The sequence below is a fragment of the Kitasatospora sp. NPDC048662 genome (genome assembly GCF_055587065.1).
The window spans coordinates 354,881-380,232 of record NZ_JBVJHA010000001.1 but is presented as its reverse complement, the minus strand read 5'-3'; the positions used below and the strand labels follow the sequence as shown (position 1 = coordinate 380,232).

Annotated in this window: 22 protein-coding genes; 19 read left to right on the top strand and 3 right to left on the bottom strand. The window is 73.4% G+C overall.

The genetic code is table 11. The features are described from left to right. The first annotated feature begins 6 nt into the window (after positions 1-6). Complete coding sequence (locus tag ACZ6R9_RS01785) at positions 7-1,170, top strand: NADH-quinone oxidoreductase subunit D (RefSeq protein ID WP_380484299.1); 1,164 nt, start codon at positions 7-9, stop codon at positions 1,168-1,170. A gap of 53 nt (positions 1,171-1,223) precedes the next feature. Here ACZ6R9_RS01785 and ACZ6R9_RS01780 read toward each other — a convergent pair whose 3' ends face one another. Then, on the bottom strand, positions 1,224-2,087 hold the full coding sequence (locus tag ACZ6R9_RS01780) for a DUF3109 family protein (RefSeq protein ID WP_380484301.1): 864 nt from the start codon (positions 2,085-2,087) through the stop codon (positions 1,224-1,226). A 223-nt stretch (positions 2,088-2,310) separates the two neighbouring features. Between ACZ6R9_RS01780 and ACZ6R9_RS01775 the strand changes: the two genes are divergently transcribed. The 9 genes from ACZ6R9_RS01775 (at position 2,311) to ACZ6R9_RS01735 (ending at position 15,777) form a co-directional block, all read left to right on the top strand. Then, on the top strand, positions 2,311-2,655 hold the full coding sequence (locus ACZ6R9_RS01775) for a WXG100 family type VII secretion target (protein WP_380484303.1): 345 nt from the start codon (positions 2,311-2,313) through the stop codon (positions 2,653-2,655). A gap of 65 nt (positions 2,656-2,720) precedes the next feature. After that, a complete protein-coding gene (locus ACZ6R9_RS01770; RefSeq protein WP_465535814.1) occupies positions 2,721-5,963 on the top strand; it encodes a toxin glutamine deamidase domain-containing protein in 3,243 nt (1,080 codons plus the stop codon). Next, positions 5,960-7,237: an SUKH-4 family immunity protein gene (locus ACZ6R9_RS01765; RefSeq protein ID WP_465535812.1), complete on the top strand. Its 1,278-nt coding sequence runs from the start codon at positions 5,960-5,962 to the stop codon at positions 7,235-7,237. The genes ACZ6R9_RS01770 and ACZ6R9_RS01765 overlap by 4 nt, the downstream gene beginning before the upstream one ends. 49 nt (positions 7,238-7,286) lie before the next feature. Further along, entirely contained in the window at positions 7,287-8,240 is a 954-nt protein-coding gene (locus ACZ6R9_RS01760; RefSeq protein ID WP_380484308.1) for a Ppx/GppA family phosphatase, read from the top strand. Positions 8,241-8,372: 132 nt separating this feature from the next. After that, positions 8,373-11,339: a hypothetical protein gene (locus ACZ6R9_RS01755; RefSeq protein ID WP_465535809.1), complete on the top strand. Its 2,967-nt coding sequence runs from the start codon at positions 8,373-8,375 to the stop codon at positions 11,337-11,339. 224 nt (positions 11,340-11,563) lie between these two features. Next, complete coding sequence (locus ACZ6R9_RS01750) at positions 11,564-12,367, top strand: sugar phosphate isomerase/epimerase family protein (protein ID WP_380484493.1); 804 nt, start codon at positions 11,564-11,566, stop codon at positions 12,365-12,367. Positions 12,368-12,518: 151 nt separating this feature from the next. After that, a complete protein-coding gene (locus ACZ6R9_RS01745) occupies positions 12,519-13,274 on the top strand; it encodes a class I SAM-dependent methyltransferase (RefSeq protein WP_380484312.1) in 756 nt (251 codons plus the stop codon). Positions 13,275-13,380: 106 nt separating this feature from the next. Continuing rightward, positions 13,381-15,225: a dihydroxy-acid dehydratase gene (gene ilvD / locus ACZ6R9_RS01740; protein ID WP_465535807.1), complete on the top strand. Its 1,845-nt coding sequence runs from the start codon at positions 13,381-13,383 to the stop codon at positions 15,223-15,225. A 48-nt stretch (positions 15,226-15,273) separates the two neighbouring features. Continuing rightward, positions 15,274-15,777 (top strand): hypothetical protein, encoded by a 504-nt coding sequence (locus ACZ6R9_RS01735; protein ID WP_465535805.1) that lies wholly within the window; start codon positions 15,274-15,276, stop codon positions 15,775-15,777. 7 nt (positions 15,778-15,784) lie between these two features. Here ACZ6R9_RS01735 and ACZ6R9_RS01730 read toward each other — a convergent pair whose 3' ends face one another. Next, positions 15,785-16,792 carry a hypothetical protein gene (locus tag ACZ6R9_RS01730; RefSeq protein WP_465535803.1) on the bottom strand — a complete coding sequence of 336 codons (1,008 nt, stop codon included), beginning with the start codon at positions 16,790-16,792 and terminating at the stop codon, positions 15,785-15,787. Between the two features lie 145 nt (positions 16,793-16,937). Further along, positions 16,938-17,381, bottom strand: coding sequence for a hypothetical protein (locus ACZ6R9_RS01725; protein ID WP_380484319.1), 444 nt, complete (start codon positions 17,379-17,381; stop codon positions 16,938-16,940). A gap of 190 nt (positions 17,382-17,571) precedes the next feature. Between ACZ6R9_RS01725 and proC the strand changes: the two genes are divergently transcribed. From proC to ACZ6R9_RS01680, 9 genes are all read left to right on the top strand, one after another. Next, complete coding sequence (proC, locus tag ACZ6R9_RS01720) at positions 17,572-18,399, top strand: pyrroline-5-carboxylate reductase (protein ID WP_380484321.1); 828 nt, start codon at positions 17,572-17,574, stop codon at positions 18,397-18,399. Between the two features lie 11 nt (positions 18,400-18,410). After that, positions 18,411-19,061, top strand: coding sequence for an HAD family hydrolase (locus ACZ6R9_RS01715; protein ID WP_380484323.1), 651 nt, complete (start codon positions 18,411-18,413; stop codon positions 19,059-19,061). Positions 19,062-19,158: 97 nt separating this feature from the next. Further along, positions 19,159-20,400 (top strand): MFS transporter, encoded by a 1,242-nt coding sequence (locus ACZ6R9_RS01710; RefSeq protein WP_380484495.1) that lies wholly within the window; start codon positions 19,159-19,161, stop codon positions 20,398-20,400. Between the two features lie 79 nt (positions 20,401-20,479). Further along, the gene (locus ACZ6R9_RS01705) at positions 20,480-21,664 is read left to right on the top strand and encodes an acetoin utilization protein AcuC (protein ID WP_465535800.1); all 1,185 of its coding nucleotides are present in this window, start codon (positions 20,480-20,482) and stop codon (positions 21,662-21,664) included. Next, positions 21,661-22,500 (top strand): phosphatase, encoded by an 840-nt coding sequence (locus tag ACZ6R9_RS01700; RefSeq protein WP_465535798.1) that lies wholly within the window; start codon positions 21,661-21,663, stop codon positions 22,498-22,500. Before ACZ6R9_RS01705 ends, ACZ6R9_RS01700 begins: the two co-directional genes overlap by 4 nt. A gap of 117 nt (positions 22,501-22,617) precedes the next feature. Then, the gene (locus ACZ6R9_RS01695) at positions 22,618-22,821 is read left to right on the top strand and encodes a helix-turn-helix domain-containing protein (RefSeq protein ID WP_035863710.1); all 204 of its coding nucleotides are present in this window, start codon (positions 22,618-22,620) and stop codon (positions 22,819-22,821) included. A 72-nt stretch (positions 22,822-22,893) separates the two neighbouring features. After that, entirely contained in the window at positions 22,894-23,043 is a 150-nt protein-coding gene (locus ACZ6R9_RS01690) for a 30S ribosomal protein bS22 (RefSeq protein WP_425268772.1), read from the top strand. A 210-nt stretch (positions 23,044-23,253) separates the two neighbouring features. Next, positions 23,254-24,309 carry an NAD-dependent epimerase/dehydratase family protein gene (locus tag ACZ6R9_RS01685; RefSeq protein WP_465535795.1) on the top strand — a complete coding sequence of 352 codons (1,056 nt, stop codon included), beginning with the start codon at positions 23,254-23,256 and terminating at the stop codon, positions 24,307-24,309. Continuing rightward, entirely contained in the window at positions 24,306-25,310 is a 1,005-nt protein-coding gene (locus ACZ6R9_RS01680) for a lysophospholipid acyltransferase family protein (protein ID WP_380484331.1), read from the top strand. Before ACZ6R9_RS01685 ends, ACZ6R9_RS01680 begins: the two co-directional genes overlap by 4 nt. Positions 25,311-25,352 lie beyond the last annotated feature (42 nt).

Below are 25,352 nucleotides of genomic sequence, written 5' to 3'. Positions count from 1 at the left end.
ACGGCCATGACGGAGACCACGGTCGGCATCGGCCCGGGCGCGCAGACGCTCCCCGGGGAGCCCGGCAGCACCGACATGGTGCTCAACATAGGCCCCCAGCACCCGTCCACCCACGGCGTGCTGCGCCTGAAGCTCGTCCTCGACGGCGAGCGGATCAGCTCCGTCGAACCTGTGATCGGCTACATGCACCGCGGCGCGGAGAAGCTCTTCGAGGCCCGTGACTACCGGCAGATCATCATGCTGGCCAACCGGCACGACTGGCTGTCCGCCTTCGCCAACGAGCTCGGTGTGGTGCTCGCCGTCGAGCGGATGCTCGGCATGGAGGTCCCCGAGCGGGCCGTCTGGCTGCGGACCCTGCTGGCCGAGCTGAACCGGGTGCTCAACCACCTGATGTTCCTGGGCTCGTACCCCCTGGAGCTGGGCGGCATCACGCCGATCTTCCACTCCTTCAACGGCCGGGAAGAGCTCCAGCACGTGCTGGAGGAAGCCTCCGGCGGCCGCATGCACTACATGTTCAACCGGGTCGGCGGCCTGAAGGAGGACCTGCCGGCCGGCTGGCTCGGCCGGGTCCGGGCGGCCGTCGGCGTCGTTCGCTCGCAGTTGCCGGTCTTCGAGGACCTGGTGCTCGGCAACGAGATCTTCCGCGGCCGGACGGCCGGGATCGGCGTGCTCTCGCCCGAACACGTGCATGCCTACGGCGTCACCGGGCCGATCGCGCGGGCCAGCGGCGTCGACTTCGACCTGCGGCGGGACGAGCCGTACCTCGCGTACGGGGAACTGCAGGACGTCCTGCGGGTGCCGGTGCGGGAGGAAGGGGACTGCCTGGCCCGGTTCGAGTGCCTGCTCGACCAGACGGAGAACGCGCTCGCGCTGGCGGACGCGTGCCTGGACCGGCTGGCGGAAATGCCCTCCGGGCCGATCAACCTGCGGCTGCCCAAGGTGCTCAAGGCACCCGAGGGGGAGACGTACGCCTGGACCGAGAACCCGCTCGGGGTGAACGGGTACTACCTGGTGTCGCGCGGGGAGAAGACGCCTTGGCGGCTGAAGCTCCGGTCGGCCTCGTTCAACAACATCCAGGCGCTCACGGAACTGCTGCCGGGGACGCTGGTGGCGGACATGGTGGCGATTCTGGGGTCGATGTACTTCGTGGTCGGGGACATCGACAAGTAGAACTTTTCGGCAGGCGAAGGGGAACGGAAGGGGCTCCCGCCGTTCCCCCTCGATCAGTCGGCCGGGTGCGGCGCCAGTCGCGGGTTGTGGGCTTCGCAGAGGGTGACGAGAGTCGCGTACGCCTCGGGGCCCATGAGTTCGATGAGTTCGGGGCGGTAGGAGACGTAGACGGGCTTGGCGGCGTTGTGGGCCTCGGGGGAGCTGGTGCACCACCAGTGGAGGTCGTGGCCGCCGGGGCCCCAGCCGCGGCGGTCGTACTCGCCGATGGAGACCTGGAGGTAGCGGGTGTCGTCGGGGCGGTCGATCCAGTCGTAGGTGCGGCGGATCGGGAGCTGCCAGCAGACGTCGGGCTTGGTCTCCAGGGGTTCGAGACCCTCGCGGAGGGCGAGGACGTGCAGGGCGCAGCCGGCGCCGCCGGGGAAGCCGGGGCTGTTGAGGAAGAGGCAGGCGCCGTTGACGCGGCGGGTCTGGCGGTCGCCGTCCTCGTCGAGCATGGTGATGCCGCCGTCGCGGCGGATCCTGCCCTTGGCGTCGGTGCCTTCGGCGTGGTGTTCCCAGATGTCGGGGGTGAGGCGGGCGGCGTGTCCGGTGACGCGCTGTTCGTCGTCCTCGTCGGAGTAGTGGGCGCCGAGGGTGCAGCAGCCGTCGGAGGCGCCGCGGCCGGGCTGGATGCCGTGGCAGCCCTTGCCGAAGATGCAGCCCCACTTGGAGGTGAGCCAGGTGAGGTCGCAGCGGAACACCTGGTCCTCGTCGGTGGGGTCGGTGAACTCGACCCAGGCGCGCGGGAAGTCGAGGGCGACTTCGCGGACGGTGGGCATCGCCAGGTCGACGACCGGGGCCTTGGCCGCCCCGCCGGCCTTGCCTGCCTTGCCGGACTTCTTGGACTTCTTGTTCTTCGCGCTCTCAGCTGGTGCCACCCGGCAAGGGTATGGCCTGGGCCGGGGCGGGCGCGGTGCGGCATCGCCGCTTTTGGACGGGTTTGCCGGGATGGGGAGGTTTTCCGGGGCTCTCGGCGGGCGGCGTAGGTGAAACGGCTGTGAAAAGGGCCGCAGGCCGGGCGGCGGTGGCCGTGCGCGGCTCTAGGATGGCCCAGCCGGGGGTAGGTCGGGCGCACGAGCGCCCTTGCACGGGGGAGTGCACATGGGCGACAAGGTCGTCATCCGGTCGTGGGAACTCCACGGCGAGGCAAAGGAGTTCGAGACCGTCTCGAACGAGTTCGGCAGTGCGGCGAAGCAGTTGGAGAGCGGGCTGGCGGCACTGGGTGCGCCGTGGGGCAGTGACGCTCCGGGCAAGCCGTTCGGGGCCGCGTACGGCGAGGCCCGGGAGGGTGTGCTGGCCGGGCTGCAGGGCCTGTCGGAGCGGCTGGGCCGGATCGGCCAGGGCCTGCACAGCATGGCGGACCGCATGGAGCGCACCGACAGCGAGGTCAGCGCGGACTTCAACGCGCCGTCGTCGAACCACCCGACCGCAACCGGCCGGGCCTGAACCGCAGTCAGAGCACGCGGCGGGCGGCTGTGCACGCCGAACCGCACCACCCGAAGGGGGAGCACGTGTCCAGGAACCTGCCGGAGGAACTCGCCCCCGCGCTGGCACGGACCGGCCACGCGTGGCCGCAGGCGGACGAGGACAGGCTGCGCCAAGCCGCCGGCCTGTGGCGGGAGTTCGGTTCGGAGGCGGAGGCCCTGGTGCGGCGCGGCAACACGTCCGCGCAGCGGGTGTCCGGGGAGAACTCGGGCCCCGCGGTGGACGCGTTCACCACGCACTGGCAGCAGTTCAGCGGCGGCGGCCGCGGCCAGCTGGACGACGCCTCCGCGGCGGCGGGCCTGGTGGCCGCCGCGCTGGACAAGGCGGCCGGCGTGGTCGACCACAGCAAGGCCGAGATCATCGCGGTGCTCCAGGAGCTGACCGAGAAGATCCGGGCGGCGGACGCGGCCGAGGCGAAGGCCAAGGCGCAGATCGCCCAGGCCGGCAAGGACCTCACCTCCGGGGTCGGCGGCCTGGTCTCCGGGCTGGTGTCCGGCGCGGCCGGCCTGGTGAAGGAGGGCGTCGCCGAGGCCGAGGAGCTGGCCGCCGTCGAGCACGCCAAGCTGAAGATCGGCCAGCTGCTGGAGCAGCTGGAGCGGGACATGGCCGAGGCGGCGAAGTCGCTCGCCAAGGAGCCCGCCCTGATCGCCCTGGAGCGGATCGCCCAGGCCGACGGCCGCGGCCTGCACGGCGAGAAGCGCGAGAGCTCGATGGCCGCGCGGTCCGGGCAGGTCACCGGTGCGCTGGCGAAGTCCGGTGTGGCCCGCTCGGTGGAGGTCGCCGGCGTGGCCGGCGTGCACGCCGAGCTGAAGGCCGACGGCACCGTCAAGACCGACCGGCACGGCAACCCGGTGCTGGTCGGCGACGACGGCCAGCGGGTGAAGGGCGTCGAAGGCCTGAAGGTCACCCAGGGCGCCGACGGCACCCAGCAGCTGGTCGGCCCGGACGGCACCCCGGTCAGCGGCGTGGCGATGGGCCAGGACGGCAAGCCGCTGCTCGGCAAGGACGGCAAGCCACTGCTGGTCAGCCTGACCGGCGCGCTGGTCGGCACCGGCATCGTGCTGGCCCTCGGCCTGGACGGCCACCCCAAGCTCGACGACGACGGCCACCCGGTGATGATGGCCGCCAACGGCACCCCGGTCTCCGGCCTGGTCGCCGACCAGAAGGGCCACCTGCTGGTGGGCAGCAACGGCCAGGCCGTCACCGTCAATGCCGACATGCAGGCGGTCGGCCCGAACGGGCAGATCGTGCAGTTCGGCGCCGACGGCCGCCCGCTCGACCTGCTCGGCAAGGACGGGCAGCCGCTGCCGATCGCCGACGGGCAGAACAACGGCCCGTTCGGGGACGGTACGCGCAGCCACCACGGCCCGGGCCACGACAGCCAGGGCGACGGCAACGGCCAGGGCAACGGAAACGGCAACGGTAACGGCCAGGGCAACGGTCACGGCAACGGCCGCGGCGGCGACTCCCCGCTGAACGGGATCCCGAGCAAGGTCGACAGCGCGATCTTCGAGCAGCAGAGCGGCCAGGACCAGGGCGGCGGCCAGTCGCAGTCCGCCCCGGCGGGCGGCGGCGGGCGCCACGGTGGCGGCAACAACTCCGGCTACCAGAACAACTCGGCTCCCGTGTACGGCAGTTCGCACAGCGCCCCGGCCGGCGGTGGCGGTGGCGGTTCGTACGGCGGTGGCGGTGGCGGCGGTTCGTACGGGGGCGGTGGTGGCGGCTGGTCGCCGAGCGACTCGCCCGCGCCCTCCTCCTCGCACGGGCCGGTGTCGGTGCACGTCGACTCGGTGCTGGCGCCGCCCGCGCCGCACCTCCCGCCCTCGGTGGACAACGGTGACATCTGGTCGTCCGGCGGTGGTGGCGGTGCCGGTGGTGGCGGTGGTGGCGGTGTCCACCGCGGCGACTCCGGTTCGGTGTTCGGCGGCTCCGGCGGTTCGGGCGGCGGCTCCTCCATCCAGCTCGGCCCGGTCGGTGGCGGTGGCGCCCCGGCCGGTGGTGGCGGCATCCCGGTCGGCGGTCCGGTCGGTGCCGGCCCGGTGGCCGGCGCGGGCCCGGTCGGCGGCGCCCCCGCCGGTACGCCCGGCGCGGCCGGTACCCCCGGCGCCCCGGGTGCGGCGGCCGGTGCCCCTGGCGCCCCCGGCGCTGCGGCCGGCGCGGCAACCGGTACCCCCGGTGCGCCCGGTGCTGCGGCCGGTACGCCCGGTGCCGTCGGCGCGGGCGGGCAGGGCGGCGGTGCGGCGGCGGTGGTCGGCGTCGGCCAGCACACGGCGGACGGTCGCCCGGTGGCGGCCCGTCCGGTGACCGGCCCGGTCCCGCCCACGGGCGGCGGCGGCATCGGCCAGCAGGCCCCCGGCGGCCCCGTCCGGCACGACCCGCTGCCGGACGTCCGGCGGCACAACCCGGCCGACGAGTCCGGCGCGCCGCTGCACCAGGCGTCCGCGGCCTGGCTGGTGATCTCCGGCAGCGGGCAGGGCGGCGTGGTGCGGCCCGGCTCCGCCGAGCAGGTGGTGCGCACCCTCGCCGACAGCCGCCCGTACGGGCTGCCCGGCGGGCTCGGCCCGGTCGATCCCGCGCACCAGGCCGAGGTGGTGCGGCGCACCCCCGCGCCGTTCCCCGACCCGATGGTCGGCGAGTGGATCGAGGTCCTCAACGGCGGCGGCCCGACCGAGAGCGGACGCGCCAACAACTGTGTGGACGTGGCCCTTTCGGCCGTCGACACGCTCGGCGGCGCACCCACCTGCGCCGCGCCCCGACTGCCCGACGGCCCGGCCGGCGAGCGCGGCGGCCGCGACCGCGCCGAGCTCGAACTCGGCACCCGCTTCCTCGACCTCGGCGACGGCGACGAGGCGCACGGCAAGCTCGGCCAGGCGCTGCTCGCCCACGGCACCGGCACCCGCGCGGTGCTGCTGACCGTGGACGGCTTCGGCCGCTCGCACACCTGGAACGCCGTCAACCACAAGGGCGTGCTCAGCTACCTCGACCACCAGACCGGCTACGCCGCGCCGACCCCGCTCTACCCGGCCGACCACGGCCTGTGGGCGATCGCGGTGGACGCCGCCGACCGGCCGATCGACCTGTCCGCGCCGCTGCCCGTCACCGTCGCCGTTCCGTCCGGGAACCTCGACGCCGGGGCCGCCGAGCCGGCGCCGGTGCCCGCCATGGCCGGCGCCCCCGCCGAGGAACCGGCCGCGGACGTCCCGCCCGCGGCAGCGCCGCCGCGCTCCCGTCTCACCATCCACCGCACCACCGGGAGCACCAACCGATGATCAGCCGTGAACAGGCCCTCGCCACCGCCCACCGCTGGGTCAACGGCGACCTCCCGCAGGAGGCATCGCGGCCTGTCAGGTGCCACGAGTTCGACCTCGGCTGGGTGCTCTGGCCGGAGCCCGCGCCGATCCTCACCGACCCGCTCACCGGGGTGCGCCGCGCCCCGGAGGAGATCGGCGCGGCCTGCGCCGTGGTCGACCGGGTCAGCGGCGAACTCACCGTCTTCCCGTCCGTCCCGGTGCCCGAGGTGGAGCGGCTCTACCGCGACCGCCTCGGCGCCGGCAGCCACAACCCGGCGCTGCCGCCCGTCACCGGCCCCGGCACCCGGGCCGCGCTCAGCTACCGGGACGCCAAGGGCGTCACCCAGTCGCTCACCGTGCACTCCGCGCACGGCCACCCGCACCCCGCGCTGCGCGCCTGGCAGCAGCTGTCCGCGCAGGGCGTCGCCCTCGACGACCTGATCGCGCTCCGCACCGACCTGCGGCTGTCGATGCTCCCCGGCGGCTACTGGGAGCACGTCATCGCGGCCCGACTGCCCGGCGTCCGGATCGAGTTCGAGCAGCCGTACGGCCCGCGCCACGACCACCGGGCGGCCGCCGTCCGGGCGCTGGCCGCCCGCACCCGCCGGCCCTGGAACCGGGTGCCGTTCCCGCTCGCCGTGCCGCCCGCCCAGCCCGAGGACGAGAACGGCCTCGGGAAGCGGTTGGCCGCGCTGTTCGGCGAGGACGGCGCCCACCGCTTCGAACAGGCCGAGGTGCTCGCCGCCGACCTGCCCGAGCCCGCCGCCCGCGCCCTGCAGCGCACCGGCCTGCCGCGCGTGGTGGCCGGGTTCTTCACCCTCCACCTCCCCGAGGGTGACGGCATCGCCGAGCAGGCCGGACCAGTCCTGCCGGACCTCACCGAGTACCTCGCCGCGCTCGGCCGCGGCCGCCGCGCCACCGCCGCGGCCCGCACCGCGCTGCTCGGGCAGCGGCTGCTCGGCACCGACGGCTGGGCGCTGTTCACCGTCGACTCCGCGCAGGGCCGGATCCGCGCCATCGACCCCGACACCTGCGAGTCCCGCTACACCAACACCGACCTGACCGCCTTCACCCGCTGCCTCGCACTCCTCGCCGAGCGCTACCCGCGCCTGCGCGACCTGCCGCCCGAGCAGGCCGGCCCGGCCGTCGCCGAGTTCCAGTGGGCGCTGGCCGCGCTCGACCGGACCGCCCTGCGCGACCCCGAGAACTGGTGGGCGGTCATCGTCGAACAGCTCTGGGACGGGCTGCTGTGACCCGATCGGCACCCCGGCAGGTCACCGAACTGGGCTAGGTTTGACGGTCATGCGACTCGGTGTGCTCGACGTAGGCTCCAACACCGTCCACTTCCTCGTGGTGGACGCCCACCCCGGTGCGGCCCCCCTGCCCGCCTACTCCCACAAGGCGGACCTGCGCCTCGCCGAGCTGCTGGACGAGGACGGGGCGATCAGCCCGGTCGGCATCGAACGGCTGGTCTCCATGGTCGCCTCCTCGCTGCGGGTCGCCGAGGACAAGGGCGTCGTCGACCTGCTGCCGTTCGCCACCTCCGCCGTCCGGGAGGCCACCAACGGCGAGGAGGTGCTGCGCCGGGTCGAGGAGGAGACCGGCGTCGCCCTCACCGTGCTGTCCGGCCAGGACGAGGCCCGGCTGACCTTCCTCGCCGTCCGCCGCTGGTTCGGCTGGTCCTCCGGCCGGCTGCTCAACCTCGACATCGGCGGCGGCTCCCTGGAGATCGCCTGCGGCCTCGACGAACAGCCCGACGTCGCCGCTTCCCTGCCGCTGGGCGCCGGACGTCTCACCTCCCGCCTCCCCGGTGACGTCGCCGACCCCGTCGACATCCGCGAACTGCGGCGGCACATCCGCGCCGAGATCGCCGGCGCGGTCGGCGAGATCGCCCGCCTCGGCGCGCCCGACCACTCCGTCGCCACCTCCAAGACCTTCAAGCAGCTCGCCCGGATGACCGGCGCCGCCCCCGAGAGCGCCGGCGTCCGCGTCCCCCGCAAGCTCACCCGGGCCGGCCTGTCCGCCTGGCTGCCCCGCCTCGCCGCCATGACCCCCGCCGAACGCGCCCGGATCCCTGGCGTCTCGCTCGGCCGCGCCCGCCAGCTGCTGGCCGGCGCGCTGGTCGCCGACGCCGCGATGGACCTGTTCGGCCTGGACGAGCTGGACATCTGCCCGTGGGCGCTGCGCGAGGGCATCATCCTGCGCCGGCTCGACACCATGGACGGGCAGGACAGCCGGGTCGCCATCGAGGCGTGACCGGACGCCGGACACCAACTCGCCTTTCCCCTACGGGATTCGTGTGCGAGCGGCTAGGATCCCGGTGCTTGCAGGGGAACGCTCGCCGGGGGGATCGCGATGTCCGTGCCGTTCTTTTCCGACCGTCGAAGAGTGACGCGCCGGCTCGCCGCGATCGGCAGGCTGCCGGTGGTCGCCGCGCTGGTGTCGCTGGCCGTGCTGCTGCCGGGCGAGGGCCCGCAGCCGAGCGCGGCCGGGGCCGCTCCGGTCTCCGCACCACTGTCCGCCGTCTCGGCGCCGACGCCCGGCAACGCCGGCAACGCCGGCAACGCCGGTAACGCCGGTAACGCCGGTAACGCCGGTAACGCCGGTAACGGCGGCGGGCCGGTCCGGGCCGGCGATCCCGGTCCCACGCCCGGCACGACTCCGCCCTCCCTCCAGAGCCCGTTGGCGTCCGGCATCCCCACGCCGAGCCGGCCGCCGCGGCCGGTCTCGTATCCCATCGGGTCGCCCGGCTCGACCGGCCCGTGCCCGACTGGGCTGGCGCCCCAGCTGCTGGTGTACTGCGGTGCCGCCCCGAACACACCGACACAGTTCAAGTTCTACGTGACGGCGGACCGGGACATGGTGATCGTCCAGGTGGCCAGCACGCTGTACGGCCTGGTGCCGCAGCTGTTCGGTCCGGACGGCGCGCGGGTGCCGTGCGACGTGAAGGACGAGAGCTACACCTTCGGCGCGGTGCGGTGCGCCACCGACAAGGCCGGCACGTACACGCTGCGGCTGGACAACCGCCTCCAGGGAGTCCTGCCCATCGCGCTGTCGTACCTGCCGGTGTTCTCCACCGACAAGTGCGTGGCCATGCGCGGCACCGACACTTCGCTGGGCGATCCCACCGTCTACCCGGGCAGCGTGCCGTCGGGCATGGCGGGTGACTGCTGGACGACCGACTTCGCCACCGGCGACGTGGTGCGGCAGCTCAGCTCGAACCTGAGCCAGAGCGTGTTCGACGCCACCGGCCGGGAGGTCTGCGCTCCCGGCAGCCCGCAGGTGTCCGGGCCCGACTGCCGACTGACCGGCACGGCCCCCTACCGAGTGGTCGTCCAGCACGGGTACGAGTCCGACTACCCCGGCGAGCCCGGCACCCACGGCTACAAGATGGCCATGTCGCGGCTGTCCCGGCCGGAGGGCTGCCGGGTGGTCGAGCCGCAGACGTACGCGGTGGCCCCCGACCTGACGGACACCACCCGCTGCCGGATCCTGCGGGTGCCCGCCGACGGCCACTACAGCTTCCGCGGAACCCGCGACAACGGCCCCACGGGCGGCACCCTGTACCGCTTCGACCTCAGCACGCTCTGCCCGTCCGGGGACTGCGACCTCACCGCCGGCGACTACCTGTTCACGATTCCGCCGAGCGTCTACCGGGTGCCGTACGCGATGGTGCTCCGCTCGGCCACCGAGACCCGCGGCTGCACCGCCGGCCGGGACGACCAGATGGCCTCCGGCGCGCCCGTCGAGACCTTCGACTCGGCCGGGCAGGACCGCTGCCGCACCCTGCCGACCGCGTCCGGCCGGGCCGTCTACGTGCTGAACGGGACGACCAACGGCGAGACGGCCCGCTACCGGGTGCTGGACGCCACCGGCGCCGAGCAGTGCCACGGCTTCACCGTGAACGACACCTACCAGGTGTGCCGACTGGCCGGCGCCGCCCCGTTCCGGCTGGTGGCGGAGGCCCAGGGCCCGTTCAACTACCGGCTGCTGGTCCAGCGGGTCGACGAGACCGCCGGCTGCACGCCGTGGGGTGCCGCCGAGTACGGCACCGGCAGCGGCCTGCGCACCGGCCTGTCCGGGAAGCCTGCCGACGGGGCGCTGGAGAGCTGCTTCGCCGTTCCGGCCGACCACCCGGCCACCGAGCTGGTCGGCTTCCGGCTGGCGGGGTCCCAGGTCGGTGCCGCCGTCCACCTGGTCGGCCCGTCCGGTGAGGAGTTCTGCGAGGTCGTCTCGGGCGGCGAGGGCACCTGTCGGCCGCCCGCCGGCAAGGCCTACACCGCCGTGCTGACCTACGGCCGCGGCCTGGGCGACTACACGCTGGTCCGCCGGGACGCCACCCCGTCCGCCGCCTGCGACCTGCCCGCCTCCTCGGGCCGGGTCGGCGGCCCGTCCACCGGCTTCGCCTTCGACAGCTCCATCGACGCGCACTGCACCACCTTCGACGCGGCCGCCGCCGACCTGCTGCAGGTGAACACCCACACCAACACCCACCAGGTGTCCGCCGTGATCAACGTGCTGGACGCCGACGGCAGGACGCTGTGCAGCGGCTGGGGCCGTGACTGCCGGGTCACCGGCTCGACCCGCTACCTCGCGGTGGTGGCCTCCCCCGACCCGCTCGGCCGGGCCGCCGAGCCCGGCGCGCTGGACGTCTGGCGGCTGGCCACCGCGGACGGGTGGGCGCCCGAGTGCGCCGCCCACCCGGTCTCGGCCGACGGCTTCGACCAGCGCAGCGGGGTGCTGACCGACGACGCCCCGCTGTACTGCGCGGTACTGGAGATGCGGCCCGGCCAGAAGATGGACGTCGCCTCCCTCACCGACGACGACCTCGCCCGGGCGCGGCTGACCGTCGCCGGCCGGGAGAACTGGGCCGACGGCGACACCGCCTACACGTGCACGCAGGACGACGGGATCACCGGCATCTCCACCGTGTGCACATACCGCGGCACCACCACCGGGCACGCCGTGCTGCTGTTCAGCCCGGGCTGGGCGCACCTCCCGCTGGCCTACACCCTGCAGGGGGCCCGGCCGGGCACCGGCATCGAACGCTCCGGCGTCCCGGAGTCGATCACCCCGTCCGTGCTGCCCACCGGCGGCTGGGCCGAGACGACCGTCCGCGGCACCGGGCTCAGCCTCAACACGCAGCTGCAGCTGTTCAACGGACCGGGCTGGTGCGGTTCCCTGGACTGGCGCCCGGTGCGGGTGAACGCGGAGGGCACCGAACTGGTCGTCCGGATCAACCTGGTCAGCGGCTGCACCGGCACCTACGACCTGCTGGTCCAGGGCGCCCCTCACCAGAACGGCGTCCCCTCGCCCGGCTACCTGCCCAAGGCGCTCAAGGTGATCGCCGGGTAGCCGCCGGGCTCCGAGTGCCGTATCGCACACCGATCGGGATCCCGGCGGGGCCGCGCGTTGCGCTTAACCTGGTTCGCGTGGCGGATTCAGCGGACCAGCGAAAGCCGAGGCGCGGCCCCCTGCCGTTGAAGGCGGCGCGGGCCGCCCGCGCGGCGCGCCGGAAGCTGGAGCGGCCACCGCTGCTGCGCACCACCGACCGGCTGGTGCTGCCGCCGCACCCGGCGCTGCACGTGCCGGACACCAAGGTGGCGCTGTCCACGGCCTCGGTGTACCCGTCGACCACCGAGACGGCGTTCGAGCTGGCCTCCCGGCTGGGCTACGACGGCGTCGAGGTGATGGTCTGGAACGACCCGGTGAGCCAGGACGTGGAGGCGCTGCGGCGGCTCTCCGACACCTACGAGGTGCCGATCCTCGCGGTGCACGCCCCCTGCCTGCTGATCACCCAGCGGGTCTGGAGCACCGACCCGTGGACCAAGCTGGTGCGGGCCCGGAAGGCGGCCGAGCGGCTGGGCGCGGACGCCGTGGTGGTGCACCCGCCGTTCCGCTGGCAGCGGCAGTACGCCAAGGCGTTCGTGGCGGGCATCGACCGGATGGCGGGGGAGACACCGGTCCGGTTCGCGGTGGAGAACATGTACCCGTGGCGCTACCGGGACCGCGAGATGCTGGCGTACGCGCCCGGCTGGGACGTCACCGAGGAGGCGTACCGGCACTTCACCGTCGACCTGTCGCACGCCGCGACCTCGCGGGTGGACGCGCTGGAACTGGTGGACCGGATGGGATCGCGGCTGGCGCACGTGCACCTGGCGGACGGCTCCGGGTCCGGCAAGGACGAGCACCTGATCCCCGGGCGCGGCAAGCAGCCGTGCGCGGAACTGCTGGAACGGCTGGCCCGGACCGGCTTCGACGGGCACGTGGTGCTGGAGGTCAACACCCGCAAGTCCGGCTCCCCGGCCGACCGGGAGGCCGACCTCGCGGAGGCGCTGGCCTTCACCCGCCTGCACCTGGCGGCGGTCCGGCCCGCGAGCTGAGGAGCCGTCAGTTCCCTGATCGGCGGACAGCCCGGCAGGCCCGCGCCTGGAGTCGCTACCATGATCAACCGGCAAATGATCAACCACCGAGCGGCGGCACCGGCGTGATCGGCCCCGCCACCCACGTCCGGCTGGCCGAGAGGACGAATCGATGAGTGACCTGCAGGCCCACGCGAGTTCCTTCGGCGCGGTCGCCGCCGAGTACAACGCCGCCCGGCCGTCCTACCCGGACGCGCTGTTCGACGAACTGGAGCGGCTGTCCGGCCGCCCGCTGAACGGCGCGGACGTGCTGGACGTCGGCGCCGGCACCGGCATCGCCACCCGGCTGATGGCCGGCCGCGGCGCCCGGGTGGTGGCGGTCGAACCCAGCGACGGCATGGCCGCGGTGCTCCGCGAGGTCAGCCCCGAACTGCCGGTGGTCAAGGCCGGCGGCGACGAACTGCCGTTCCACGACGCCTCGGTGGACCTCGTCACCTACGCGCAGGCGTTCCACTGGACCGACCCCGAGCGGTCGATCCCGGAGGCCCTGCGGGTGCTGCGCCCGGGCGGGGCGCTGGCGGTGTGGTGGAACATCAAGGACTACGAGACCCCGTGGCTGGCCGCCCACCAGGAACGGATGGCCGCCGCCCTGCCCGGCTACCACTACTACGGCGGAGTGATCGCCGGGCACGAGAATCTGACCGAGGCGGGCCTGGAAGTGCGCACGGCCACGGTGCACTGGGAGCGGCAGGTGACGGTCGATCAGGTGATCACCGACCTGACCTCCCGCTCGTACGTGGCGGTGCTGGACCCGGAGCTGCGCGCCCCGATCCTGGCGGCCGAACGGGAGGCGCTGCTCGCCGAATTCCCGGACGGGCAACTGATCGAGCCGTACCGGCTGGAGCTGTACGTCGCCCCGAAGCCGTAGCCCGCAGCCGCGCCCGCGCTGACCGTATCGCGGACATCCGGTCCGGATCGGGTCGGCGCGGGCGTAGGCTCGACGGACCCAGAAAACTCCCGAAGGAGCGGCTCCGATGCCCCAGCTGAGGTCCAACACGGTCACCCAAGGTCGCAACATGGCGGGCGCGCGCGCCCTTCTGCGCGCCGCGGGCGTAGCCCGCGAGGACTTCGGCAAGCCGATCATCGCGGTCGCCAACTCCTTCACCGAGTTCGTCCCCGGCCACACCCACCTGCAGCCGGTCGGCCGGATCGTCTCCGAGGCGATCAAGCAGGCCGGCGGCATCCCGCGCGAGTTCAACACGATCGCGGTGGACGACGGCATCGCCATGGGCCACAACGGCATGCTCTACTCGCTGCCGTCCCGCGACCTGATCGCCGACTCGGTCGAGTACATGGTCAACGCGCACTGCGCGGACGCGCTGATCTGCATCTCCAACTGCGACAAGATCACCCCCGGCATGCTGATGGCCGCCCTGCGCCTCAACATCCCCACCGTGTTCGTCTCCGGCGGCCCGATGGAGGCCGGCCAGGCCACCCTGGTGGACGGCACCGTCCGCAAGCTGGACCTGGTGGACGCGATCTCCCAGGCGGTGAACGAGAACGTCTCCGACGCGGACATCTCGATCATCGAGGAGAACGCCTGCCCGACCTGCGGCTCCTGCTCCGGCATGTTCACCGCCAACTCGATGAACTGCCTGACCGAGGCGATCGGCCTGTCGCTGCCCGGCAACGGCTCGGTGCTGGCCACCCACACTGCCCGCCGCGCGCTCTACGAGCAGGCCGGCCGCACCGTCGTCGAGATCACCAACCGCTACTACGGCGGCGACGACGCCTCCGTCCTGCCGCGCAACATCGCCACCCGCGCCGCCTTCGAGAACGCGATGGCGCTGGACATCGCCATGGGCGGCTCCACCAACACGATCCTGCACCTGCTGGCCGCCGCCCAGGAGGCCGAGGTCGACTTCGACATGCGGGCCATCGACGCGATCTCGCGCAAGGTGCCCTGCCTGTCCAAGGTCGCCCCGAACGGCAAGTACTACATGGAGGACGTGCACCGGGCCGGCGGCATCCCCGCCATCCTCGGCGAGCTGTACCGCGCCGGGCTGCTCAACGAGGAGGTGCACACCGTGCACTCCGACTCGCTGGACGAGTGGCTGAAGACCTGGGACGTGCGCGGCGGCTCGCCCTCCGAGCAGGCCGTCGAACTCTGGCACGCCGCCCCGGGCTGTGTCCGCTCCGCCGAGGCCTTCAGCCAGTCCGAGCGCTGGGAGACCCTGGACACCGACGCGGCCGGCGGCTGCATCCGCAGCGTCGAGCACGCCTACTCGGTCGAGGGCGGCCTCGCCGTGCTGTACGGCAACATCGCCGAGGACGGCTGCGTGGTGAAGACCGCGGGCGTGGACGAGTCGATCTGGCGCTTCCAGGGCAAGGCCGTGGTCTGCGAGTCCCAGGACGAGGCGGTGGAGAAGATCCTCGCCAAGCAGGTCACCGAGGGCGACGTGGTGGTCATCCGCTACGAAGGCCCCAAAGGCGGCCCGGGCATGCAGGAGATGCTCTACCCGACCTCCTTCCTGAAGGGCCGGGGCCTCGGCAAGGCCTGCGCGCTGATCACCGACGGCCGGTTCTCCGGCGGCACCTCCGGCCTGTCCATCGGCCACATCTCCCCGGAGGCGGCATCCGGCGGCGCCATCGCCCTGGTCGAGGACGGCGACCCGATCACCATCGACATCCCGGCCCGCACCATCAACCTCGACATCTCCTTCGAGGAACTGCACGAACGCCGGATCACGCTGGAGGCGGCGGGCGGCTACCGCCCGAAGACCCGCGACCGCCAGGTCTCGGCCGCCCTCAAGGCGTACGCCGCGATGGCCACCTCCGCCGACAAGGGCGCCGTCCGGGACGTCAGCAAGCTCGGCTGAGGCGCGCCGCCCGGGGGCGGGCCGCCCGTCGTGGCGATAATCGGGCCCGTGAGGACCACCACCACCGCCGACGGCGCGCCGGCCCCCGAACCGATCCGCTTCTTCGGCACCACCTGGGTCGAGCGCGGCGCCGCCTACTGGCTGCGCCGCGTCCTGGTGCCGCTCGGCGCCCTGGCGGCCACCGCCGCCGGGGCGCTGCTGCTGCGCCTGGGCGTCTCGGGCGTCCGGCTCTCCGGCGCCGCCCCGCTCACGGTGCTGCTGACGCTCGCCATCGGCCTCTGCACCGCCCTGGCCGGCCTGCGCACCTGGAAGATCCTCACCGAGGGCCGCGCCTCGCTCACCGGCTGGATGGCCGAGGACAGGTCACTGGCCGGCGTCTGGCTGGTCGGCTTCACCGGCGCGCTCGCCGCCTACTTCCTGCGCAGCCTGGTCGAGGCCCCCGGCGAGGGCCTGCGGCGCGCCGTCCACGACCAGCAGACCGCCACCTGGCAGCGCCGCCGGGCCGCCCGTGCGGAGCGCGAGGCCCGCAAGGCGGCCCGGCGGCGGGCCTGAACTCACCTCAACTGCGGCTGGCCGTCCCGCACTTGCCGTCACTGTTCAGCGGCTTGCTCCAGTCGTACGGGTCGCTGGTCGGGCCGCCCCCCGGCGAGGCGCTTGCGGCGCCCCGGTCGGCCCGGAAGGCCGGCCGCAGGAAGCCGCCGCCGAAGCTGCACAGCGTGTTGGCCCGCTCGCTGGTCCAACTGGCCAGCGACACCTTGTCCTTCTTCACCTGGAAGCGCGCCGGGTCGGCGAACCGGAAGTCGATCTTGCGGCGGACGATCTCCCGCTCCACCTCGACCGCGCCCGGCTCGGCCCGGACGAAGCCCACCGCCTTCGCCCCCGCGCTGCCGGACGGCTGACCCCCCGTGCCGCGGCCCGAGGGCGGCGAGGACGGCGAGGCCTGGCCGACCTTCGGGCCCGGCTTCAGCGCGTACACGAAGGTGACGTCGGCGTGCACCAGCAGGCCCTGCTCGCCGTCGCCCTCGAAGGTGATCAGGCCCTGCACCTTCACCTGGTCGGTCACCGGCACCGCCCACTGCGGGTCGAAGCGGCTCACCCAGTTCGCCGGGTCGTGCTCCTCGCTCGGGTGGGCCAGGTCCGAGGTCATGCGGTCGCCGGTCTCCCGGTTCGCCAGGTCGATCGCGTCCTGCGGGTACCCGCCCGCCACCACCTTCGGGTCCAGGTTGGTCGCGACCAGGTACGCCTTGGCCAGCTCCAGGTCCTTGGCCACCCGGTCCTGGTCGAACACCCCGACCGCGGTGGCCTGCGGCAGTTGCAGCCCGTCCGGACCGGCCGGCCACGCCTCGGCGGGCGAACCCGCCCACGGCCGGTCCACCGTCGCGGTCTCCGGCGCCACGCTCGGCGGCGCACTGCTGGGTGTCGTCGTCGCCGCCCCCACCGAGGGCAGCGCCGAGGACTTCGCCTCCGGCTGCTCCGCCTTCCGGTTGCCCACCGCCACCGCCGCCCCCACCAGGGCCAGCACCAGCAGCGCCAGCAGCGCGCCCCGCACCGGGCGCGACTTCTTCACCGGCTGTTCGTTCTGCACCGACCCCGCGAAGGGGTCCCCCTCTTGTCCGGGAACGCCGTTGTCCGGCCCCGGCCCGTCTATTCTCGGCACGGCCGGAAGTATGCCGACCGCGGCCGACACGCCCGACACCGGGGGCCGGTAACGGCTACTCCTTGCGGGCCGCCTTCACCGAGCCGACCACACCCGCCACCGCCAGCAGCAGACCCGCGGGCAGCAGCGAGGTGAACAGCGCCCCGAACAGGCCCCAGTCGCCCAGCAGCCACAGGTTCACGGTGTTCGCCAGCCACAGCGCCCCGGACGCCGGAACCGCCGACTGCCACGGGTGCTCGTCCGCCCACCGCCGCAGCCGCCGGTCCCCGGTCCTGCGCAGCCGCCCGCCGACCGTGCCCACCAGGAAGAAGAAGAACAGCCCGAGGCCCACCGGCCCCGCCAGGATGTCCATCGCCCAGTGCCCGGTCACCACATCGACGGCGAGCGCGGCACCACCGACCACCGCACCCACCGCCGTCGCCGTCCGCCACGGTCCGAGCGTCGCGGCGGCGACGGCGACCTGGCGGTTCTCACGTCCTGACAACTCTCCGTGTCCCATGTCTCCACGGTGCCCCTCGACCGCCCCGGAATCCAGCATCGGAACCCCTGAGATTCCCCCTACGGGCCAAAACCCGCACCGGCACGGCGACTTCGCCCACCAACCCCGACCGCAGGGTGGACGCCTGCGCCGCGGCGGAGGCGTTCCGGGGCAAGATGGCGGGCAGGAACCGCAGCGCACGGAGGGCCCCATGAGCAACACCACCACCGCCGGCCAGAAGATCGCCTTCCTCGGCACCGGCAAGATCGGCGAAGCCCTGCTCTCCGGACTGCTGCGGGCCGGCGCCGACCCGGCCGACGTGCTGATCACCGCCCGCCGCCCCGAGCGAGCCACCGAACTCGCCGATCGCTACGGCGTCGCCACCGCCACCAACGCCGAGGCCGCCAAGCTCGCCGACACCCTGATCCTCGCCGTCAAGCCGCAGGACATGGGCACCCTGCTCGACGAACTCGCCGAGCACGTCGCCGCCGACAAGCTGATCGTCTCCGCCGCCGCCGGCATCCCCACCGCCTGGTTCGAGGAACGTCTCGCCCCCGGCACCCCCGTGGTCCGCGTCATGCCCAACACCCCGGTGCTGGTGGACCAGGGCATGAGCGTGATCTCCGGCGGCTCGCACGCCACCGAGGCCCACCTGGAACGCACCGAGGCGATCTTCCGCTCGGTCGGCAAGGCGCTGCGCGTCCCCGAGAGCCAGCAGGACGCGGCCACCGCGCTGTCCGGCTCCGGCCCCGCCTACTTCTACTTCCTGGTCGAGGCGATGATCGACGCCGGCATCCTGCTCGGCCTGCCCCGCCAGGTCGCGCACGAGCTGATCGTGCAGTCCGCGATCGGCGCCTCGGTGATGCTCCGCGACTCCGGCGAGCACCCCGTCAAGCTCCGCGAGGCCGTCACCTCCCCGGCCGGCACCACCATCGCCGCCATCCGCGAACTGGAGAACCACGGCGTCCGGGCCGCCCTGCTCGGCGCCCTGGAAGCCGCCCGGGACCGCTCCCGGGAACTGGCCACCGGCGGAAAGTAGTCTGGAGCGACGTGAGTTACGACCTGCTGATTCTCGACAACGACGGCGTGCTGGTGGACAGCGAGCCGATAGCCAACCGGGTGCTCGCCGAGTACCTCACCGAACTCGGCTTCCCCACCACTGTCGAGGACTCCTACCGCGACTTCATGGGCACCGCCGCGCACCACGTCCACGACGTGATCGCGCAGCGGCACGGGGCCACCCTCCCCGAGGGCTTCGACGAGCTGTTCCACGACCGGGTGTTCACCGCCTTCGAAAGCGAACTGCGGCCCGTGCGCGGCGCCGAGAAGTTCCTCAACCACCTCCAGGAACACGGCGTCCGCTACTGCGTCGCCTCCTCCGCCCACCACTCCTGGATCCGCACCGCCCACCAACTCACCGGCCTGTCCAGGTACTTCACCGAAGAGCTGCTGTTCTCCGCCCAGGACGTCGGCATCGGCAAGCCCGCCCCCGACCTGTTCCTGCACGCCGCCCGCACCATGGGCGCCGACCCGGCCCGCTGCCTGGTCCTGGAGGACAGCGCCAACGGCGTCCTCGCCGCCCGCGCCGCTGGAATGGACGTGTACGGGTACACCGCGCTCACCGACCCCGAAAAGCTCAACTCCGCTGGAGCCACCGGCCTTTACGCCGACCTGCAGGGGGCGGTCGATCTTCTGAACTGATCGCGCGCGACCCCTCCCGCCGGCGCCGCCCACCGCCTACGCTCTGGCCCAACGTCCTTCGTACCGGCCGGTAGCGTCGGTGGTGAGCGAGGTTTTGATGCAGGCCGAACCGACCCCCCGGCTCCGCCAGGCCCGGGCCGCGCTCGCCGTCTCGTTCTTCCTCCAGGGCACCACCTTCGCGCTGCTGGTGGCCTGCATCCCCGAACTCCAGAAGCGCTACAGCCTCAGCGACGGCCTGCTGCCGGCCTTCCTGGCCGCCGTCCCGATCCTGGCCGGCATCGGCTCGATCGGCTCCGAGGCACTGGTCAAGCGCACCACCGCGCGCGGCGTGCTGCGCGTCGTCCAGCCCGCCGTCTGCCTCACCCTCGCGCTCACCGGCCTCGGCAACCAACTGTGGCAACTCGCCATCGCCCTCGGCCTGTTCGGCCTCCTGGTCGGCGCCCTCGACGCCTCCATGAACATGCTCGGCGTCGGCCTCCAGCACCGCTACGGCCGCAGCATCATGATCGGCTTCCACGCCGCGTTCAGCCTCGGCGGCATCCTCGGCGCCGCACTGGCCGGCCTCGGCGCCCACTGGGACGCCGGCCTGCCGCTGCTGTTCGGCGGCGCGGCCGCCCTGCTGATACCCGCCGCCCTCGTCGTCGGCCGCCAATTCGCCGGCCCCGCCGAACTCGGCGACGCCGTCCGGGAAGCCGCCGAACTCGCCGCCCGCCGCATCCCCTGGCGGCCGCTGCTGCCGCTGTGCGCCGCGATGGCCTTCGCCTACATCGCGGACGCCTCGGTCTCCAACTACAGCGTCAAGTACCTCACCGACGGCCTCGGCAGCCGCGAGGACCTCGCCAAGCTCTCCTACCTCGGCTACATGCTCGCCATGCTGCTCGGCCGCGCCGTCGGCGACCGCGCCGTCCAGCGCTTCGGCGCGACAGCCGTGGTCCGCGCCGGCGCGAGCCTGGCCGGCACCGGCTTCCTGATCGCCGCCACCGCCCCCGGCACCTCGGCCGGCATCCTCGGCTTCACCGTCCTCGGCTTCGGCATCTGCGCGATCATCCCCCAGGTCTTCGCCGCCGGCGGCCGCCTCCTCCCGCACGCGAGCGACGCCGCCGTCGCCCGCCTCAACCTCTTCAACTACGCCGGCTTCCTGATCGGCTCCCCCCTCGTCGGCACCCTCGCCGGACTCTCCGGCTACCGCTGGGCCTTCGGCGCCCCCATGCTCCTGATCCTCGCGATCATCCCGCTCGCCCCGCACTTCGCCCCGGCGGCCGCGCAGGCGGGTGCGAAACCGGGGGCGCGGGTGGGTGCGAATCCGGGGGCGCGGGGAACTGCGCGGAACGGAAGCTGACCGGCGGAAAGATCGCGTCACGGATCACCACCTGCACGCGCGTGCGCTCTCGTAGGACGCCTCCCGATACCGTGTGCCCATGGCAGATACTTGCGGACTGCACCTGTTCTGGGACGAAGCCGAAACCGGCTACGACTTCGGCCCGGGCCACCCCATGGACCCGACCCGTCTCGCCCTGACGATGCGTCTGATCGAGTCCCTCGGCCTCACCAAGCAGCCGTCCGTGACGTTGCGTTCGGCCCCCGCCGCAGGCGACTCCACGCTCCGCCTGGTGCACACCGCCGAGTATCTCGCCGCCGTGAGACGTGCCGCCGCCGACCCGTCCGCCACCGACCCCGTGCACGGTCTCGGCACCGACGACAACTGGTCGTTCCCCGCGCTGCACACCGCCTCGGCGCTGATCGCCGGCCAGTCGGTGGCCGCCGCCGAGGCGGTGTGGCGCGGACAGACCCCGCACGCCGTCAACTTCGCGGGCGGACTGCACCACGCGATGCCCGGCCAGGCGTCCGGCTTCTGCATCTACAACGACCCCGCCCTGGCCATCGCCCGCCTGCTGGAGCTGGGCGCGGAGCGGGTCGCCTACGTCGACGTGGACGTCCACCACGGCGACGGCGTCCAGCAGGCGTTCTGGAACGACCCCCGGGTGCTCACCGTCTCCGTGCACGAGAGCCCCAGCACCCTGTTCCCGCAGACCGGCTGGGCCACCGAGACCGGCGGCCCGGACGCCGAGGGCACCGCCGCCAACCTGGCGCTGCCCGCCGGCACCGGCGACGCCGGGTGGCTGCGCGCCTTCCACGCCGTCGTCCCCGACCTGCTGGCGTCGTTCCGCCCGCAGGTGATCGTCAGCCAGCACGGCGCGGACACCCACATCGAGGACCCGCTCGCCCATCTGGCCGTCACCGTCGATGCCCAGCGCCTGATGGCCGAGTCGGTGCACCGCCTGGCCCACCAGTACGCCGACGGCCGCTGGGTGGCCACCGGCGGCGGCGGGTACGCGGTGGTCGACGTGGTGCCCCGCACCTGGACCCACCTGGTGGCCACCGCCGCCGGGCACCCCGTCGACCCGGCCACCGAAACCCCCGAGGAGTGGCGCGCCGAGGTCTACCGGCTGACCCGCCGCCCCGCCCCGCTGCGGATGACCGACGGCGCCACCCCGCACTGGTCGGACTTCCACGACGGCGGCTACGACCCCGCCGACCGCCTCGACCAGGCCGTCCTGGCCACCCGCCGTGCCGTCCTCCCGCACCACGGACTGATCCCGTGACCGCCCGCGACAAACTCCGCGCCCACCTGCTGAAGCACCGGCTGGCCGGCCCGGACGTGCCCACGTCCCGGCAGAACAACCTCCGCCACTACCGGCTCTTCGCCCAGGGCGACCCCAAGGCGCTGATGGGCCTCGCACCGGAGCCCCGCCGCGACCAGGACGCGGTGCTGCGGCTGATGGCCGAACGCGTCGGCGTGCACCCCGACCCCCGGTACGCCGAGGGCCCCGACACCATCGACCCCGAACTCACCATCGCCGCCCTCGACCGCCTGGCCGCGCTGCTGCGCCGCACCGCCGACCGCCGCGGCAGCGTGCTGGCCGGCACCGGGCACCCGACCAAGCTGGCCGGGTTCCACGGGGCGCTCGTCACGGCGCTCGAAGCGGCGGGCTGCCCCGTGCACACCCCCGCGCGGGGCGCGCGCTTCCGTGAGCCCACCCCGGACGGTAACCGCCCCCGTTACCTCGACGTGGTCGACCGGGTGCTGGTGACGCGCGCCCTGGACGGCCCCGAACGCCCGGGCCGCCCCGGCCCCGGCGAGCCGGCCCACACGCACTCCCCGCTGCCCGTCCGCCTCGCCCTGACCGCCCTCGCCGACGCCGGGCACCGCCCGCCCGGCCTGGTCCTGGGCGACCACGGCTGGCTCTGCGGCGCCGGCCGCCTCGGCATCCCGGCGGGCGGGGTCGCCGACTGCAACGACGTCGCCCCGTTCGCCGCCGAGGCGGACGGCCTGGTCGCCGTGGTCGTCCCGCTGGAGGACGGTTCGGACCCGTCCTGCTACAGAGCGCTGAGTGACTACGTACTGCAACGAGCGGATCTCGCACCGTACAACAGTTGACGGCCACCCTCTTCCCACCCGTACCACCCATAACTACTCTGGGGATACACGTGTGCCGGTGGAGTCACCGGAGGGGAAGCCGGTGCCTTGCACACGGGTAAGGGTCGGGTGAGGGTCATGAGCGAGCGTCCCCTGCAGGATGTGGTCTTCCTGACCGTCGCCGAGGTCGCCTCGGTGATGCGGGTCTCGAAGATGACGGTCTACCGCCTCGTGCACAGCGGCGAACTTCCGGCCATCAGGGTCGGACGCTCGTTCCGGGTGCCCGAGCAGAAGGTGCACGAGTACCTCCAGGAGTCCTACGTGCGGCTGCAGAGCGCGTAGTCCGCAATAGCCGACGGACTCCGATTACGGCAAACGCGAGGTGGACGGTAGGCTAGGCCCTCCGTCAGTCGTATGGACTCCCGTTCCTCACGGGCGCGGGTCCGAGTGAGCGAGGAATGTTCCGTGGGCTCTGTCATCAAGAAGCGTCGCAAGCGTATGGCCAAGAAGAAGCACCGCAAGCTTCTGAAGCGCACTCGCGTGCAGCGTCGCAACAAGAAGTAGCACCGTTCGGCGCCATCCCCGTTCACACGGGGGTCAGCCCAGGACTCGCGCTCAGCGACGCAGGAAGAACTGGCGCCTTCGGTGCGCCACTGCCCGTCCCCGGATGATTTCCGGCGGCGGGCAGTGGCGTTTCCGCTCCCGCCTCCGTGGCGCGGTACGGTGCAGCTCAGGGGGAAGGCAGCACTGGCAGCCATGGGAGGTCGCGGCAACGTGGGCAAGGTCGTGCTCGTCACCGGCGTGTCGCACCGGCTCGGTGCACGTTTCGCCGGGCAGATCGTCGAACAGCCGGGCGTGGACCGGGTGGTGGGGGTGGACGCCGGTCCACCGCCGGCCGCGCTGCCGTTCGGCGTGGAGTACGTGCAGGTCGATCTGCGCCGGCCGGCGATCGCCCGGGTGATCGCCGAGCACGAGGTCGACACCGTGGTGCACCTGCACGTCACCGCCCTCGGCCACGGCGGCCGGGCGCTGGTGAAGGAGACCAACGTCATCGGCACCATGCAGCTGCTCGGCGCCTGCCAGAAGGCCCCCGGCGTGCGCCGCCTGGTGGTGAAGTCCACCACCGCCGTCTACGGCTCCGCGCCGCGCGACCCGGCGGTGTTCGGCGAGCGGATGCAGCCCAAGGCGCTGCCGCCCGGCGGCTTCGCCCGGGACGCCGCCGAAGTGGAGGGCTACGTACGGGGGTTCGCCCGCCGCCGCCCCGACGTCGCGGTCACGGTGCTGCGCTTCGCCAACATCCTCGGCCCGCACGGCGACACCCCGCTGACCGCGTACTTCCGGCTGCCGGTGCTGCCGACCGCGCTCGGCCACGACCCGCGCCTGCAGTTCGTCCACGAGGACGACGCGCTGGAGGTGCTGCGGATGGCCGCGCTGGACGCGCCGACCGGCACCTACAACGTGGCGGGCGACGGCGTGCTGCTGCTCTCCCAGTGCGCCCGCCGGCTCGGCCGGCCCACGGTGCCGCTGCTGCGGCCCGCGCTCGGCCTGGTCGCCCAGCTGGCCCGGCAGCTGACCGCCCCCGCGGACCGCGCGTTCTCCCCGGAGCAGCTCCAACTGCTCACCCACGGACGGGTGGTGGACACCGCGCTGCTGCGCGACACGTTCGGGTACACGCCCCGCTGGACCACTCCCGAGGCGTTCGCCGACTTCGCCGCGCACGTGGTGCCCGGCCCGTTGCCGTCGGCCCGGCTGACCGCCGTCACCGACCGGCTCACCGATCTGCTCACCGACCACCGTTCCAGCCAGCCCGAGGAGTTGAGGCCGCGATGACAGCCGCCCGGGAGCCCGCCGACCCGGCGGCCAAGGTCATCCCGATCGAGTCCGCGCCGAGCTGGTCCGGCCCTGGGCCGCGCCCGGCGCTCGCCGACCGGCTGGCCGACAGCGTCGGCGCCGCGCTCTCCGGCCGGCTCGGCGCGACCGCGACCCAGCTGTTCGGCAAAGGCTGGGAGCAGCGTGCCGCCGGCGGGCTCGGCTTCCTGCGCCGCCGGCTGACGGGCGATTACGAGGTCGACGACTTCGGCTTCGACCGGGAGCTGACCGAGGAGGTGTTCCTGGCGCTGCTGCGGCCGCTGGCGGAGAAGTACTTCCGGATCGAGGTCCGCGGCACCGAGCACATCCCGGCCGAGGGCGGCGTGCTGATCGTCGCCAACCACTCCGGCACCATTCCGCTGGACGCGCTGATGACCCAGGTCGCGGTGCACGACCACGCCGACCGGCACTTGCGGATGCTGGCCGCCGACCTGGTGTTCGTGCTGCCCGTGGTCAACGAACTGGCCCGCAAGGCGGGGCACACGCTGGCCTGCAACGAGGACGCGCAGACCTTGCTGGAACGCGGCGAGGTGGTCGGGGTCTGGCCGGAGGGCTTCAAGGGCATCGGCAAGCCGTTCGCCGACCGGTACAAGCTCCAGCGGTTCGGCCGCGGCGGCTTCGTGGCGTCCGCGCTGCGGGCCGGGGTGCCGATCGTGCCGTGTTCGATCGTCGGGGCGGAGGAGACCTACCCGATGATCGGCAACTTCAAGACGCTGGCCCGGCTGCTCGGCCTGCCGTACCTGCCGATCACGCCGACCTTCCCGTGGCTGGGCCCGCTCGGGGCGATCCCGCTGCCGACCAAGTGGACCATCCAGTTCGGCGAGCCGATCCCGACGGACAGTTACCCGAAGGACGCCGCCGACGACCCGATGCTGGTGTTCAACCTGACCGACCAGGTACGGGAGACCATTCAGCACACGCTGTACAAGCTGCTGGTGCAGCGCCGCTCGGTCTTCGGCTGACGCTCGGCCGGGGTCGTTCGCCCCGCGCCCCCGGTGCGGGGC